The following is a 15,854-nucleotide window of genomic DNA, read 5'->3' on the forward strand; positions in this document are numbered from 1 at the left end:
AGGCAAGGCGGTAGACTGATTTTCGTTATCGGAGCGAGCATAGCCCGACCGCGGGAGTGTGTCTGAGCCAACAGCTGCTTTTGCTGTTGGTGAGTTCGCGGAAGCGGTCGAAGATAGGCGGCGCAGCGAAGATAGGAAATCCGTCGTGCCTGCATTGGAGTTTTTGTCACATCCTGTTCCAACTTACCCTAAACAAGAATTTTTGTGTAATCTGCTGTTTTTTTTTGAAAAATTTTGTGCGATATGATGTTGACGTACAAAACAAAAATGATTAAAATATAAATTAGTTAAGAAATGGTAGAACCAATTGAAAAATGATTATTGTTTTCCGGGAAATAAAAGTTTCGATGAAAGCTTTATTTTTTATTCTGAATGGTACTACCAAAAAAATAAAAACGAAATGGTACTACCAAAAATATGGATTTTTGATTCATTGATACATATAAATAGCAAATGTTTTATAAGGGGGAATCAAAACATGGCAGAGGTGATTTTACCTTTTGGCAAAGAAAAAATGAAGGTGTCAATTCCGGACAATCGTCTGAATGGCATTCTTGTTTCCAGAGCTCATGAGTTTCAGGCAGATAAGTCCGAAGAGGAGATCGTAAAAGATGCTTTAGCGCATCCAATCCATTCGAAAACGTTACGTGAGCTGGCAAATGGGAAAGATAATATTGTGTTGATTGCCAGTGACCATACGCGGCCGGTTCCAAGCAAAGTGATTATGCCGGGAGTCTTAGAGGAAATCAAAGCAGGCAATCCGAATGCAAAGATTACAATCCTGATTGCCACTGGTTTTCACAGACCGACCACAAGAGAAGAATTGATTTACAAATTTGGTGAAGATATTGTTAATCGTGAAGATATCACATTTGCTGTACATAAAAGCCATGAAGATACAGATATGGTAGAACTTGGCACGTTGCCATCCGGTGGAAAATTGAAAATCAACAAGATTGCAGCCGAAGCAGATTTGCTCATTTCCGAAGGATTTATCGAACCGCACTTTTTTGCAGGTTTTTCCGGAGGAAGAAAAAGTGTACTACCGGGAGTATCCAGCGCGACAACTGTTATGGCAAACCATTGTTCCGAATTTATTGCCAGCGATTATGCGAGAACCGGAGTGCTGGAAGGCAATCCAATTCATCGGGACATGATTTACGCGGCAGAAAAAGCAAAATTAGCTTTTATCATAAATGTTGTACTGGATGAAAATAAAAAAGTCATCCGTGCATATGCTGGTAATTTTAATGAAGCACATCTGAAAGGATGCCAATTCGTAGATCAGATGTCCGGTGTGGATGCGATTCCTTCAGATATCGTGATTTCTACAAACGGCGGATATCCGCTGGATCAGAATGTTTACCAGTCTGTAAAAGGTATGACAGCAGCGGAAGCAAGTTGTAATCCGGGTGGTGTGATCATTATGGTTTCCAGCTGTATTGATGGACATGGCGGACAGTCATTATATGACACTTTTGCTAGCGGTGAAGATAAAAATGTGATCATGCAGCGTTTCTTAGATACGCCGCGTGATAAAACGGTTCCGGATCAGTGGGAAGCACAGATTTTGTGCAGAGTGCTGATGCATCACAAAGTTATCATGGTAACACAGGCACCGAAGCAGCTGGTCAATGATATGCAGATGGATTATGCAGAAAGCATAGATGAAGCAATCCACATGGCAGATGCATATCTGAGTAAAACGGACAGTAAGATCACTGTGATTCCGGATGGAGTTTCCGTGATTGTAAGAAGAAAATGATATTTATGCTACTGACAGAATGTGAAAAACAATCTGATAAAAACAGAAATTAGCAGTCAGTGATTTGATAAAATAAGACAATTTTCTATATTTTGAACATAGAAATCGCGAAGTGATTGTGTTCAAAATACGGGATAAGATAAAAATTTTGAGAAATGTGTAAAAGGAGGATTTGGATGATGGCAGATTACAGCTACAACCAAGTGACACCGGAACTCATTGATGAGTTCAAAAAAATTGTTCCGGGCAAGGTATTCACTGGTGATGAGATCAATGCAGATTACTCTCACGATGAAATGCCAATTTACGGAAAAGGAGCACCGACCGTATTGATCGAGGCAACCACAACGGAGGATATTTCGGCAATCGTGAAGCTGTGTTATGAAAACAGCGTTCCGGTTATTCCGCGAGGTGCAGGAACTGGATTGACTGGTGCAGCAGTTGCACTGCATGGCGGTGTCATGATTGACATGTCCAAGATGAATAAAATTCTGGAGTATGATAAAGAGAATTTTGTGGTTCGTGTGGAGGCAGGTGTTCTGTTAAACGACCTTGCTGAGGATGCACAAAAACAGGGACTCTTATATCCACCAGATCCAGGTGAGAAATTTGCAACACTTGGCGGAAACGTATCCACAAATGCAGGTGGTATGAGAGCCGTAAAATACGGATGTACAAGAGATTATGTCAGAGCAATGACCGTTGTACTTCCAACTGGTGAGATTGTAAAACTTGGTGCAACCGTATCAAAGACTTCTACGGGATACAGTCTCTTAAACCTGATGATCGGTTCCGAGGGAACCTTAGGTATCATCACTGAGCTGACATTAAAGCTGATTCCGGCACCGAAGGAAACCATCAGCCTGATCATCCCGTATGAGAACCTGGAAGACTGTATTGCAACTGTTCCAAAATTTTTCATGGAGCATTTACAGCCACAGGCGATTGAATTTATGGAAAAAGAAATCGTTCTTGCTTCCGAGCGTTATCTTGGAAAGAGCGTATTTCCACAGCAGTTAGAGGGTGTGGATATCGGAGCTTATCTCCTTGTGACATTTGATGGAGATGATATGGAATCTCTGGAGGAGATTACCGAGAAAGCAGCAGAGGTTGTTCTCGAGGCAGGTGCCATCGACGTATTAGTCGCTGATACACCAGCGAAGAAAAAAGATGCCTGGGCAGCAAGAAGTTCCTTCCTGGAAGCAATTGAAGCAGAGACAAGACTGCTGGATGAGTGCGATGTCGTTGTTCCGGTAAATCAGATTGCACCGTATCTGACTTTCGTAAAATCACTGGAAGAAAAATACGATTTTACTATCAAGAGCTTTGGTCATGCAGGTGATGGAAACTTACATATTTATGCATGTGCAAATGATATGGATGAGGCTGAATTTAAAAAACAGGTTGCTGATTTCATGGATATTATTTATAAAAAAGCAGCAGAGTGCGGCGGACTGATTTCCGGCGAGCACGGAATCGGTTATGGAAAAATGGATTATCTGGCAGCTTTTGCAGGTGAGACAAGCATGCGTCTGATGAAAGGCATCAAAGAAGTATTTGATCCGAAGATGATTTTAAATCCAGGTAAGATTTGCTATAAGTTATAAACCGAGCTGGTTTTGCGAGGGATACTTCTTGAAAGAATTTCAAGAAGTAATGTAGAAATAATAGCACAGTTATATAGAAATAAGTTACGTTTATTTTGAAGGAGGAAAAGGTAATGGCATATTTAATTTCTGAAGAAGCACAGGATCTGTTACAGGACGTAAAAAATTTCTGCGACAAAGAAGTTGTAGAGCAGTGTAAAGAGTATGATGTATCCGGCGAATGGCCGAAAGAGATTTACGATAAAGCAATCGAGCAGGGCTATCAGGCACTGGAAGTTCCGGAGGAGTTTGGTGGCCCGGGTTTATCAAGAGTGGATGTGGCAGCTCTCATCGAGCAGATGGCAATTGCGGATGCTGGATTTGCAACTACCATTTCCGCCAGCGGACTTGGTATGAAACCGGTACTGATCGCAGGAAGTAAAGAGTTAAAACAGCGTGCATGTGATATGATCCTGGAAGGCGGTTTCGGTGCGTTCTGTCTGACTGAGCCGGGAGCAGGTTCTGATGCAGGTGCAGGCAAAACAACTGCTGTCAAAGATGGTGATGAGTATGTATTAAACGGAAGAAAATGCTTTATTACAAATGGCGGCATCGCTTCTTTCTACTGTGTAACAGCCATGACAGACAAGACAAAAGGAGTCAAAGGAATGTCTATGTTCTTTGTTGAAAAAGGAACTCCGGGCTTAAGCACAGGAAAAGAAGAAAATAAGATGGGTATCCGTACTTCCAACACCTGTGATGTTGTTCTTGAGGATGTCAGAATTCCGGCTTCCAACCTGATCGGTGAGGAAGGAAAAGGTTTCAATATCGCAATGCAGACACTGGATCAGGCTCGTACCTGGATGGGATGCGTTGCAACTGGTATTGCACAGAGAGGTATCAACGAGGCCATCGCTTACGGCAAAGAGCGTGTACAGTTTGGTAAACCTATCATCAAAAATCAGGCGCTGAAATTCAAAGTAGCAGATATGGAGATTAAGACAGAAACCGCACGCCAGATGGTAGCACATGCCCTGACAAAGATGGATCTGGGTCTTCCATATACAAAAGAATCCGCAATCGCAAAATGCTATGCTTCCGATATCGCTATGGAAGTTGCTTCTGAGGCAATTCAGATGTTTGGCGGATATGGCTACAGCCGTGAGTACCCGGTAGAGAAACTGTTGAGAGATGCAAAAATCTTCCAGATTTTTGAGGGAACAAACGAGGTACAGAGAATCGTTATCTCAAACAGTATCATTGGTAAGTAAGCTATCCCTTATCTAACAATATATGTATTCCGCTGATTGAGACCAGGTGTGGACGGATTCTTGTGTTACAGATGATGAGGAACATGCTTGTATCATCGGCGGAATACAGACAAAAAAATATGCAGGAGAAATCATTATGGAAATATTAGTTTGCATCAAACAGGTTCCGGATGATTCTGTGGAGATTTCACTGGATGAAACCACAGGAAAACCGGCACTGGACGGGGTGACACCTGTCGTAAATGCATTTGATACATATGCAGAAGAAATGGCGGTACGTCTGAAAGAAGCCATTGGTGAGAGTGAAGTTACTGTTGTATCCATTGGAGATGACAGTGTAAAAAATTCTTTGAAAAACTGTCTTGCAGTTGGTGCTGACCATGCATACCTCGTAAAATATGATGAGGCTGAGAAATTAGACGGTGCAGCAGTTGCAAAACTTCTTGCAAAAGCAAAATCTGACATTGAGGCTGCAGAAGGAAAGACATTTGATCTTGTCTTTTGTGGAAAGGAATCTACTGACTATGCGGCAAGTCAGACCGGTTTACTGTTGGCAGCACAGTTAAATGTTCCGGCAGTTACCAATGTGGTAGCCGTAGAAGCAGCAGATGGAAAAGCAGTCATTAAACAGGAGACAGAGACCGGATACAATGAGATCGAAGCTTCCCTGCCATGTGTTGTGACTATTCAGAAGCCAAATTACGATCCGCGTTACCCGACCATCAAGAGCAAGATGGCAGCCAGAAAGAAACCAATCGGAGAGCTTGAGACCGGGGATGTTCCGGCAAGTTCCATGGAAGTAGTAAAAGTATATGCGCCTGCAAAACGTCAGGCCGGTGTAAAAATCAAGGCAGAATCCCCGGAAGAAGCTGTTGCTGAGGCAATGAAGCTGATCGCGGATGCCAAGGTATTGTAGGAGGTCGTGGAAATGAGTCTGGCAGAAGGAAAAAATATTTTAGTTTATGTTGAGACAGTCCAGGGTGCTCCGGTAGGACCTGCCCTTGAGATTCTGGCAAAAGCAAAAGAGCTTGCAACTGCAAAAGGCGAAGAAGTGATCGCAGCCATTCTTGCAGAAGAGCCGGAAGAAGCTGCAAAAACAGCCATTGAAGCCGGTGCAGATCAGGCAGTAACTGTAAAAACAGCAGAAAGCAGACCGGAAGTGCGGGCAGCAATGCTTGCAAAACTGGTTGAAAAATATACACCGTCTCTGGTGCTGGCAGCAGCAACCCAGGAGGGCAAAGATGTCACTCCGCTGCTTGCACAGAAATTCGAGGCAGGTTGTGCCGTTGATGTCATGAATATCGTGGCAGACGGTGAACAGTATGTATTTACCTGCCCGGTATATGGTGGAAACATCTTAAATGATGTTGTATTGCATACCCGGCCGGCAGTAGCCACCGTTCGCGGAGGCTCTTTTTCCAAATCTCTTGAGGCGGGAAAAGCCGGCAAAATTATAGAAGAAACAGTAGAAATCGCAGAAGAGTCTGTATTTACAAAGATTGCCAACGTGGTAAAAGAAATCAGTGAGGCAGTAAACCTGGAAGATGCAGATGTCATCGTAACCGGCGGCCGTGGCATGGGCAGCAAAGAGAATTTTGCGCTGGTTCAGGAACTGGCTGATGTCTGCGGCGGTGTCGTAGGTGCCACCAGACCGGCGATTGAAGAAGAGTGGGTTGGACGTTCCCATCAGGTTGGACAGTCCGGCAAGATCGTTGCACCGAAGCTTTATATTGCCTGCGGTGTATCCGGTGCCACACAGCACGTATCCGGTATGATCGGATCTGGCTATATCATCGCCATTAATAAAGATGAAGATGCTCCGATTTTTGATGTGGCAGATGTTGGAATCGTTGGCGATGCCATGAAAGTACTGCCGCTATTGATTGAAGAAATCAAAAAAATCAAAGAAGCATAAAAAACAAAAATTTACTTAATCCTTTTTCTTTTAAAATGTTAATCCAAATCCATTTTTATACACATTTTAAAATGATTCCCCCAAGAATCACGAGAAAAGCCGGTGTTCCAGTTACGGAATACCGGCTTTTTGTTCTTTGATAGGAAATTACGATGAATTTCCTATCAAACAAAAGCACTTCGTGCAAACGATGCGCACTCGCACGAGAAGAGATTCTTGCTTTGCAAGCGTGCTCGGCGCGGGCAAGAAAGATGTGCTATTGATAATTTTAAACGCGTAAGTGTGTGATAGCACACTTTCTTGTATTTTCGCATATCCTTTTACGGGTTTGTATTTTTCACTGAAATCAGTTAGAATAGAACTGACAAGAAACATAGAAATGGAACAGAACGAGTATGAATTTATTATCATTAGAAAATATTACAAAAGCATATACCGAGAGGATGTTACTTGACAAGGCATCTTTTTTCCTGCAGGAAGGGGAAAAAGTCGGAATCATCGGTATCAACGGAACCGGAAAGTCCACGCTTTTAAAAATGGCAGCGGGACTGGAAGAACCGGATGAGGGAAGCTGCACGAAAGCCAACCATGTGGTGATCCGTTTTCTGCCACAGACGCCGGAATTTGATGACACTTGTACTGTATGGGAACATGTGGAGAAGAAGATGTCCGAGAGTACACAGTGGGATATGGAAGGAGAAGCAAAAAGTATGCTTCAGACGCTTGGCATTGTTCGTCTGGATCAGAAGATATCGGAGCTTTCCGGTGGTCAGCGAAAACGTCTGGCTCTGGCGGAGATTCTGATGCAGCCGTGCGACATTCTGGTGCTGGATGAGCCGACGAACCATTTGGATCATGCCATGGCAGCCTGGCTGGAGGATTATCTGAAACGCTGGCGTGGCAGTCTGATCATGGTAACCCATGACCGTTATTTTCTGGACAGCGTGTCCAACCGGATCGTTGAGATTGACAAAGGAAAAATCTACAGTTACGATACAAATTATTCCGGATTTCTGGAGTTAAAGGCTCAGAGAGAGGAGATGGAAGCGGCAACCGAGCGAAAACGCCAGTCAATCCTGCGGGTAGAATTAGAGTGGGTAAAACGTGGTGCAAGAGCCCGTTCCACGAAGCAGAAAGCCCGTCTGGAGCGTTACGAGGAGATGAAAAACCAGCATGGTCCTCAGAGTGATGGTCAGGTGGCCATGAGTTCCATCACAACCCGTATGGGAAATACGACCATTGAAATTGATGGTATCAGCAAGTCTTATGGAAACCACATGTTTATCCGTGATTTTTCATACATATTTTTGAAAAATGACCGTGTGGGATTCGTGGGAACCAATGGATGTGGCAAGACAACGTTGATGAAAATGCTGGCTGGCAGAGAAGAACCGGACAGCGGAACCATCAAAGTGGGGCAGACCATTAAAATTGGTTATTATTCACAGGAAATTGAGACCAGCAAAGAAGCCGGAATTGCTTACATGGATCCGAACATGCGTGTGATCGATTACATCCGTGAGACGGCAGAATTTGTCCGGACAGAAGACGGACTGATCAGTGCTTCTGCCATGCTGGAGCGGTTTTTATTCCCGCCACAGGCACAATATAGCTTCATCGGGAAACTTTCCGGTGGTGAGCGCAGACGTCTGAATCTGCTTCGAGTATTAATGGAGTCACCAAATGTATTGATCCTGGATGAGCCGACCAATGATCTGGATATTTCTACGTTGACAATTTTGGAAGATTATCTGGATCACTATCAGGGCATCGTGATCATCGTGTCCCATGACCGTTATTTTCTGGATCGTACGGTCAACCGTATTTTTGCCTTTGAGGATGGCGGCGTGTTAAAACAATATGAGGGCGGTTATACCGATTATGCGCTGAAAGCAGGAGAGGCAGCACAGTGCAATCTGTCCGTGCAGGACGGAATCATAACTTCCGGTTCCAATGCCGCTTCTGCGGCAAATACAGATGCATCTGCTGAGGAAAGTGCTGAAGCCGGTGGTCGTGCAGCCTATGACAATTACCGTGCAAACCGGGAACGCAAGCTGAAGTTTTCCTACAAAGAAAAAATGGAGTATGAGACCATTGAGCAGGATATTTTAGATCTGGAAGAGAAGCTGGAAAGACTGGATGATGAAATGGCAGCCAATGCCACCAATTCCAAACGTTTGTCAGAACTGGCAGCGGAGCGGGAACAGACCGAAGCAGATCTGGAACATAAAATGGAACGTTGGGAATATCTGGAAGAACTGGCAGAAAAAATCAATGCGCAAAATGAAAATTAGTATAGGTAATAGGTGTAGAAAGCAGGTGTAGGTTATGAAACAGAAAGTAAAGTATAAGGGAATCATGTTTATCATATTGTCGGCGCTTTGCTTTGCGTTTATGAATATGTTTGTACGAATGGCGGGGGATCTGCCTGCGGTACAGAAAAGTTTTTTCCGAAATCTGGTGGCGTTTATCATTGCGCTGGCGATGATGGTGCGTCAGAAAGAAACGTTTCAGGTGGAAAAAGGAAACTGGAAGTTTATGTTTCTGAGAGCAATTTTTGGAACGTTAGGAATTTTGTGTAATTTCTATGCAGTGGATCACCTGGTGCTCTCCGATGCTTCCATGCTGAATAAAATGTCACCTTTTTTTGTTATTTTATTTTCCTTCTTGATCTTAAAAGAAAAACTGACACCGATCCAGGTGACAGCGGTGTGCGGTGCCTTTATCGGAAGTCTGTTTATCATTAAACCGACATTCCTAAATATGAACCTGATGCCGTCACTGATCGGACTTTGCGGCGGATTGTGCGCGGGGATTGCGTATACGATGGTGCGAGTCCTTGGACAGCGGGGACAAAAAGGTGTATCCGTAGTATTGTTTTTCTCCGGATTTTCCTGCTTAGTCACCTTACCGTACTTATTGTTAAATTACCATACAATGACTATGTGGCAGGGAATTGTTCTGCTGGGCGCAGGAGTGGCTGCGGCAGGCGGACAGTTTGCTATCACAGCGGCTTACTATCATGCACCGGCGAGAGAAATCTCTGTTTATGATTATTCCCAGATCATATTTTCCGCAATCATCGGATTCGTGCTGTTCCATCAGATTCCGGATCGGTTCAGCGTGCTGGGATATGTGATCATCATTGGAATGGCAGTTTGGATGTTCTTTTATAATCAGCGCCACGATGCAGCAGAAGTAAAGTGATAACTTGGAGGTTTTATGCTTACATTTGGAATAGACTGGGATGATGTGATTTCTCCCTTAAATGATTGCGCCATAGAACTGGCGAATCAGGAATATCAGTTTGACCCGCCGCTGACGTTGGAAGATATCAATTCCTGGGAAAATACCGGGCGGGCATCGGTGATAAAAAAATACTATAACGATCCGCGGCTGTATGATATGCAGCGGGTATCCGATGAGGCAAAAGCCTTTATCCGGAAATTACAGACAAAGGGAATTGTTTATATTGTGACTGCCATATATCCGCAGTTTATGTCAAGACGAGTGGAGCAGATTAAGACAGCATTTCCGGATTTTCCAGATGAAAATATTATTATGGGATTTCAGAAATCTGTTGTTCAGGTGGACATTACGCTGGATGACGGACCGCGGAATATTTTAAAGAGCAGTGCACGGTTTCCGGTGCTGATGCGGCGGCCATGGAACCGGGAACTGACGGGACTTCTGGCGGTGCACAATTACGAAGAATTTTTTCAGTTGCTGGATCAGATCAAATCGTCCATGATCGAAGACCGGGTAGAACCGAAGGCACCCTGTGTGGTAGCTTTGGTTGGACCAAGTGGTTCCAACAAAAACGCGATTACGCGCAGCCTCTGTGAATCCGGTCATTTTACTGTACCGAAGGCTTATACCACAAAAACAGTATCTGACAGCATCCATACAACGATCACGGAAGAAGAATTTATCCGCGATAGTGCAGAATTTATTGAAACCACCCGTTATGCAGGCTACGCCTATGGCACAAAATGGAAAGATATTACATCATTAATGAATGGGGACAAATATATAGTCATGCCGATGGACTTAAGTGGTGCCATTGCCATGAAACGGCATTATCCGACGGTGATCATATTTTGTAAATGCAAAAGGGAGCAGATGATCGAGAGCATTCTCGAAAAAGATATGGATAATCACGAGAAAATGTTGCGCCTTGTTTCATTGGAAAACGAACTTAAAAATGCGGCTTTATGTGATTATGTGGTTCATACCGGCCGCGAAGACGCGGTGGAACGGATCCTTTCCATCTGCGGATAAAAATTTAAATATTTTAAAGACGAAATCGGAGAAGGTTTCCTCGTTCGCTAGACGTTCACTTCCCTCACTTCACGGCGGTTTCATCGCGCTCGTTCTCGGCTCCTATAAAAGCTGGTCGCCTTCCACTCGCGCAAAACCTTGTGAAGATCGGTCGTTCGCTTAATCGCTCGCGAGTAAACCTTCTCCGATTTCGTCATTTCAACTATGAGAGCAATATATCCTAAATTTTTTGATGATGGATGTAAGAAGCAATTCAGATTTAGAATGCGGGGGATTTATGTAATATGACATAGATAATGGCATGTATCTGAAATCGCAGGACGAAGTAAGTGTTTTTTGTCGGATAAGTATATAATCAGCGGGAATGTAGAGCTGATAGAAATGATTTACGCTGCAATTAACAAAAAATAGCCTTGCAATTGAATAATTTATTAAGTGGATATTGTAAACGGAGAAAAAGAAGAATCCTGGCAGGATTCTTCTTTTTCGTATCAATTATAAAACTTATAAATTTCAGTCAATAGTCTGAAAATCCGTATAGAATAACCACAGTGCAAATACCGTGAGCGCAATCCCAACTCCCGCAAAAACCGGGAAGCTGAGTGTCAGCGTCAGTTCGATCAGACCGGAAAACAGGCATCCGATAATATTAAATACAATATGAACCGGAATGGAATACTTGATTCCGCGTCCCCGATGACAGATCCATCCAAGGAAAAGTCCCATAGCAAACGCATAAATGCCCTGCACCAGATTCAAATGCACAAATCCAAACAGTGCCGCCTGCAATATATTTGCAAACCAGAACGGTATCGCATGTCTTGCAAATCGAAAGACAAGTCCGCGAAAAACAAGTTCTTCCACGAGCGGAGCCAGCAGAACGGAGTATACAAGCAGCATCACAGACAGATTATCATAGCCTTGGGCGGACATCTGCTCATTATATTTGCTGATCAGCTCTGGCCTAAGAACGCCAAGGGCATCTGTGAGCAACGTAGTCACATACTGTAATCCAATGCCAAGACAGATAATGGAAACAATCGTATGGAAACTATATCCTCCCGGCTGTTTTCTTGGCCGGTTACGAAATGGCTGTACAAAAACACGGTAATACCACAGACCAAATACAAAAAGGGCCAGTATGGCATAGACAATATTCAGTGTCTGTACATATTCCAGGTTGTTTGTAAGTCCGGTCAGCCCGGAAAGAAGATCACTTCCGTTTTCGGATGATTTCCACATAAAATATGCCATGGTTGGAATGGCGGCAACAATTTGCAGAATAAAAACCATCACAACCGGAAACAGACTTTTTATAAAGTATCCAAATTTTTTCATAATAATATCCAAATCCTCTCTGATATCTATATGCGAAAAGATATCGTTCTGATTTATCTTATAGAACCCATTTGGGTTTGTCCATAGTTTCCTCCTAATATTAATGAAATCGTAACAAATGTGTCTTTCGCGGAAGGGCAGAATGTGGTAAGATGGTAACCAGACGAGAGAACAAATGTTTTGCGATAGATATAGGAAATAGAAAGAGGAAATATATGGCATTTGCACATTTACATGTCCATACAGAATACAGTCTGCTGGACGGTTCCAATAAAATTACAGAGTATGTCAGCCGGATGAAAGAACTGGGAATGACAGCCGGTGCGATCACCGACCATGGTGTGATGTACGGCGTGATCGATTTTTACCGGGCAGCAAGGAAAGAGGGCATCAACCCGATTCTTGGCTGCGAGGTGTACGTGGCTCCGGGTTCCAGGTTTGACCGGGAGCAGATCAAAGGGGAGGATCGCTATTACCATCTGGTGCTGCTGGCTGAGAATAACACCGGTTACGCGAATCTGATGAAAATTGTATCCAAGGGTTTTGTGGACGGTTATTATTACAAACCCCGTGTGGATATGGAAGTTCTGGAAACTTACCACGAGGGTATTATCGCATTGTCTGCCTGCCTGGCGGGAGAAGTACAGCGTTATCTGACCCGTGGCATGTACGAAGAAGCCAAAGCGATTGCTTTAAAATATGAAAAATGTTTCGGAAAAGGAAATTTTTTCCTGGAGTTACAGGATCATGGAATCCCGGAGCAGGCGCAGGTAAACCAGCAGCTGCTTCGCATGCATCAGGAACTTGGCATTGATCTGGTGGCTACCAATGACGTGCATTATACTTATGAAAACGATGCGGAGCCGCATGATATACTGCTTTGTCTGCAGACCGGTAAAAAACTGAGTGATGAGAACCGTATGCGCTACGAGGGTGGCCAGTATTATGTAAAATCCGAGGAAGAGATGCGGGCACTGTTTCCATATGCGCTGGAGGCGGTGGAAAATACGCAGAAAATCGCGGACCGCTGTCATGTGGAGATTGAATTTGGCGTGACGAAACTGCCGAGATTTGATGTGCCGGACGGCTATACTTCCTGGGAATATCTGAATAAATTATGCTACGAAGGTTTGGAGGAACGTTATTCACCGGAGCGGGTACAGGAGTTGAAACCGCGTCTGGAATATGAGTTGTCTGTCATTCAGAAAATGGGATACGTGGATTATTTCCTGATCGTCTGGGATTTCATTCATTTTGCCAGAGAGAATGACATCATGGTCGGACCGGGACGAGGAAGCGCAGCAGGAAGCCTGGTTTCCTATACTCTTGGTATTACGAAGCTGGATCCGATCCGCTACAGTCTGCTGTTTGAGCGATTCCTGAATCCGGAACGAGTATCCATGCCTGATATTGACGTGGATTTCTGTTACGAGAGACGTCAGGAAGTTATTGACTATGTTGTTCGCAAATACGGCAAAGACCGTGTGGTACAGATCGTAACCTTTGGTACTATGGCGGCAAAAGGTGTCATCCGCGATGTGGGCCGTGTCATGGATCTTCCCTATGCGATGTGCGACAGTATTGCAAAAATGATTCCAAATGAACTTGGAATCACCATTAGCAAGGCTTTGAAAATGAACCCGGAATTGCGTGGTTTATATGAATCAGATCCGCAGGTAACGAAGCTGATCGACATGTCACTGCGTCTGGAAGGTCTTCCGCGGCATACTTCCATGCATGCAGCCGGTGTCGTGATCAGTCAGAAGTCTGTGGATGAATATGTGCCGTTATCCAGAGGCTCCGATGGTTCTGTGACCACACAGTTTACCATGACTACGCTGGAAGAACTTGGCTTGTTAAAAATGGATTTTCTGGGATTGCGCACGTTGACGGTTATTCAGGATGCAGTAAAAAATGTGACACGCTCCATTGGCAAAGAGTTGGATATGGATCATATTGATTATAATGATCCGGATGTGCTCAATTCTATTGGAACTGGCCGCACCGAAGGGGTGTTCCAGCTGGAGAGTGCTGGTATGAAGAACTTTATGAAAGAGTTAAAACCGCAGAGCCTGGAGGATATTATTGCAGGAATTTCCTTGTATCGTCCGGGTCCGATGGACTTTATTCCGGCATATATCCGAGGAAAAAATAACCCGGATTCTATTATGTACGATTGTCCACAGCTGGAGCCGATCCTTGCGCCGACCTATGGCTGTATCGTGTATCAGGAGCAGGTTATGCAGATCGTGCGTGACCTGGCGGGATATACGCTCGGACGAAGCGATCTGGTGCGCCGTGCCATGTCAAAGAAAAAAGCGGACGTTATGGCGAGAGAACGTCAGAATTTTGTATACGGAAATGAAGAAGAGGGGGTTCCGGGCTGCATTGTCAACGGTATTCCTGAGGCGGTAGCCAACAAGATTTATGATGAAATGACGGATTTTGCAAAGTATGCGTTTAATAAATCGCATGCAGCAGCATATGCAGTTGTTTCCTATCAGACTGCGTATCTGAAATATTATTATCCGGTAGAATTTATGGCCGCATTGATGACTTCGGTAATTGATAACTCCACAAAAGTGGCAGAATATATTCAGGTGTGCCGCCAGATGGGCATTGCAGTACTTCCGCCAAACGTGAACGATGGATATGCAGGTTTTTCTGTGTCCGGCAAAGACATCCGTTATGGATTGTCTGCTATCAAGAGTATCGGCCGTCCGGTGATCGATGCACTGGTGCAGGAGCGTGAGGAGAATGGAAAATTCAAATCGCTGAAGGATTTCATTGAGCGGATGACTGGTAAGGAGATGAACCGCCGTGCGGTAGAAAACTTCATCAAGGGAGGTGCTTTTGACGGCCTTGGCGGGACGCGAAAACAGTTTATGCAGGTGTATGGACGGCTGATGGATCAGATCGCAAACGACCGCAAGACGACCATGGCGGGACAGATGTCGCTGTTTGACATGGTGGCACCAGAGGAGCAGAAACAGTTTGAAATCCGGTTTCCAAATTGTGGTGAGTTTACGAAGGAAGAACTGCTTGCCATGGAAAAAGAAGTGCTCGGTATTTATGTCAGCGGACATCCACTGCAGGAGTACGAGGCAAAATGGCGGAAAAATATTACAAAGACCACCGGAGATTTTGTGTTGGATGAAGGAACCGGTCTGGCCTGTGGTGTCAATGACGGAGAAAAAGTCATGGTCGGTGGTATTATTACAGCCAAAACGGTGAAATATACAAAACAGAACAAGGCAATGGCATTTTTGACGATCGAGGATCTGTATGGCAGTATCGAGGTCATTGTTTTTCCAAAAGATTACGATCGATACCATGCACTGATGCAGGAAGAGCAGAAGGTGTTTATCCGTGGCCGTGTGTCTGCGGAGGAGGAGAAAAACGGCAAGCTGATCTGTGAAAAAATTTATGCTTTCGATGAGGCGAGACGGGAATTGTGGATTCAGTTTTCGGATAAAGAAACTTTTGAAAAGATGGAAAATGAAACTTTGGCGCTGTTATCTGGGTCAGATGGACAGGATCAGGTTGTTATTTACCTGGCAAAAGAACGAGCAATGAAAAGACTCGGCGCAAATATGACCGTTTTTGCCAACAATGAGCTTGTAAATGAATTAAATAAAAAAGTTGGTGAAAAAAATATCAAAGTTTTGGAAAAGTCCATTGAAAAAATGTAAAAAAAA

General features: G+C 44.1%; 10 protein-coding genes. 9 read left to right on the forward strand and 1 reads right to left on the reverse strand.

Annotation, left to right across the window (positions count from 1 at the left end):
• The first annotated feature begins 478 nt into the window (after nucleotides 1-478).
• From larA to Q0I54_RS08025, 8 genes are all read left to right on the forward strand, one after another.
• Nucleotides 479-1,765, forward strand: coding sequence for a nickel-dependent lactate racemase (larA, locus tag Q0I54_RS07990; RefSeq protein ID WP_296117802.1), 1,287 nt, complete (start codon nucleotides 479-481; stop codon nucleotides 1,763-1,765).
• Nucleotides 1,766-1,944: 179 nt separating this feature from the next.
• Nucleotides 1,945-3,372, forward strand: a complete 1,428-nt coding sequence (locus tag Q0I54_RS07995; RefSeq protein ID WP_296117851.1) for an FAD-binding oxidoreductase — start codon at nucleotides 1,945-1,947, stop codon at nucleotides 3,370-3,372.
• 113 nt (nucleotides 3,373-3,485) lie between these two features.
• A complete protein-coding gene (locus tag Q0I54_RS08000) occupies nucleotides 3,486-4,622 on the forward strand; it encodes an acyl-CoA dehydrogenase family protein (protein ID WP_296117804.1) in 1,137 nt (378 codons plus the stop codon).
• 136 nt (nucleotides 4,623-4,758) lie between these two features.
• Complete coding sequence (locus Q0I54_RS08005) at nucleotides 4,759-5,538, forward strand: electron transfer flavoprotein subunit beta/FixA family protein (RefSeq protein WP_296117805.1); 780 nt, start codon at nucleotides 4,759-4,761, stop codon at nucleotides 5,536-5,538.
• Nucleotides 5,539-5,550: 12 nt separating this feature from the next.
• Nucleotides 5,551-6,537 (forward strand): electron transfer flavoprotein subunit alpha/FixB family protein, encoded by a 987-nt coding sequence (locus tag Q0I54_RS08010; protein WP_296117807.1) that lies wholly within the window; start codon nucleotides 5,551-5,553, stop codon nucleotides 6,535-6,537.
• A 395-nt stretch (nucleotides 6,538-6,932) separates the two neighbouring features.
• Nucleotides 6,933-8,831, forward strand: coding sequence for an ABC-F family ATP-binding cassette domain-containing protein (locus tag Q0I54_RS08015; RefSeq protein WP_296117808.1), 1,899 nt, complete (start codon nucleotides 6,933-6,935; stop codon nucleotides 8,829-8,831).
• Nucleotides 8,832-8,865: 34 nt separating this feature from the next.
• Complete coding sequence (locus tag Q0I54_RS08020) at nucleotides 8,866-9,744, forward strand: DMT family transporter (RefSeq protein ID WP_296117810.1); 879 nt, start codon at nucleotides 8,866-8,868, stop codon at nucleotides 9,742-9,744.
• 15 nt (nucleotides 9,745-9,759) lie between these two features.
• Nucleotides 9,760-10,818, forward strand: coding sequence for a 5' nucleotidase, NT5C type (locus Q0I54_RS08025; protein ID WP_296117812.1), 1,059 nt, complete (start codon nucleotides 9,760-9,762; stop codon nucleotides 10,816-10,818).
• Nucleotides 10,819-11,331: 513 nt separating this feature from the next.
• Here Q0I54_RS08025 and Q0I54_RS08030 read toward each other — a convergent pair.
• Entirely contained in the window at nucleotides 11,332-12,156 is an 825-nt protein-coding gene (locus Q0I54_RS08030) for a CPBP family intramembrane glutamic endopeptidase (RefSeq protein ID WP_296117813.1), read from the reverse strand.
• A 215-nt stretch (nucleotides 12,157-12,371) separates the two neighbouring features.
• Here Q0I54_RS08030 and Q0I54_RS08035 point away from each other — a divergent pair, with 215 nt between their 5' ends.
• A complete protein-coding gene (locus Q0I54_RS08035; RefSeq protein ID WP_296117815.1) occupies nucleotides 12,372-15,848 on the forward strand; it encodes a DNA polymerase III subunit alpha in 3,477 nt (1,158 codons plus the stop codon).
• Nucleotides 15,849-15,854: the final 6 nt, after the last annotated feature.

Origin of the sequence: uncultured Eubacterium sp., assembly GCF_934295145.1 — a bacterium.
In the GTDB taxonomy this organism is placed as follows: Bacteria; Bacillota; Clostridia; order Lachnospirales; family Lachnospiraceae; genus Eubacterium_I.

Bases quoted from the DNA above. Each gene is read 5' to 3' on its own strand.
- Q0I54_RS08010 (WP_296117807.1), top strand. From the start codon at position 5,551: ATGAGTCTGGCAGAAGGAAAAAATATTTTAGTTTATGTTGAGACAGTC.
- Q0I54_RS08020 (WP_296117810.1), top strand. From the start codon at position 8,866: ATGAAACAGAAAGTAAAGTATAAGGGAATCATGTTTATCATATTGTCG.
- larA (WP_296117802.1), top strand. From the start codon at position 479: ATGGCAGAGGTGATTTTACCTTTTGGCAAAGAAAAAATGAAGGTGTCA.
- Q0I54_RS08005 (WP_296117805.1), top strand. From the start codon at position 4,759: ATGGAAATATTAGTTTGCATCAAACAGGTTCCGGATGATTCTGTGGAG.
- Q0I54_RS08030 (WP_296117813.1), bottom strand. From the start codon at position 12,156: ATGAAAAAATTTGGATACTTTATAAAAAGTCTGTTTCCGGTTGTGATG.
- Q0I54_RS08035 (WP_296117815.1), top strand. From the start codon at position 12,372: ATGGCATTTGCACATTTACATGTCCATACAGAATACAGTCTGCTGGAC.
- Q0I54_RS08000 (WP_296117804.1), top strand. From the start codon at position 3,486: ATGGCATATTTAATTTCTGAAGAAGCACAGGATCTGTTACAGGACGTA.
- Q0I54_RS07995 (WP_296117851.1), top strand. From the start codon at position 1,945: ATGGCAGATTACAGCTACAACCAAGTGACACCGGAACTCATTGATGAG.
- Q0I54_RS08025 (WP_296117812.1), top strand. From the start codon at position 9,760: ATGCTTACATTTGGAATAGACTGGGATGATGTGATTTCTCCCTTAAAT.
- Q0I54_RS08015 (WP_296117808.1), top strand. From the start codon at position 6,933: ATGAATTTATTATCATTAGAAAATATTACAAAAGCATATACCGAGAGG.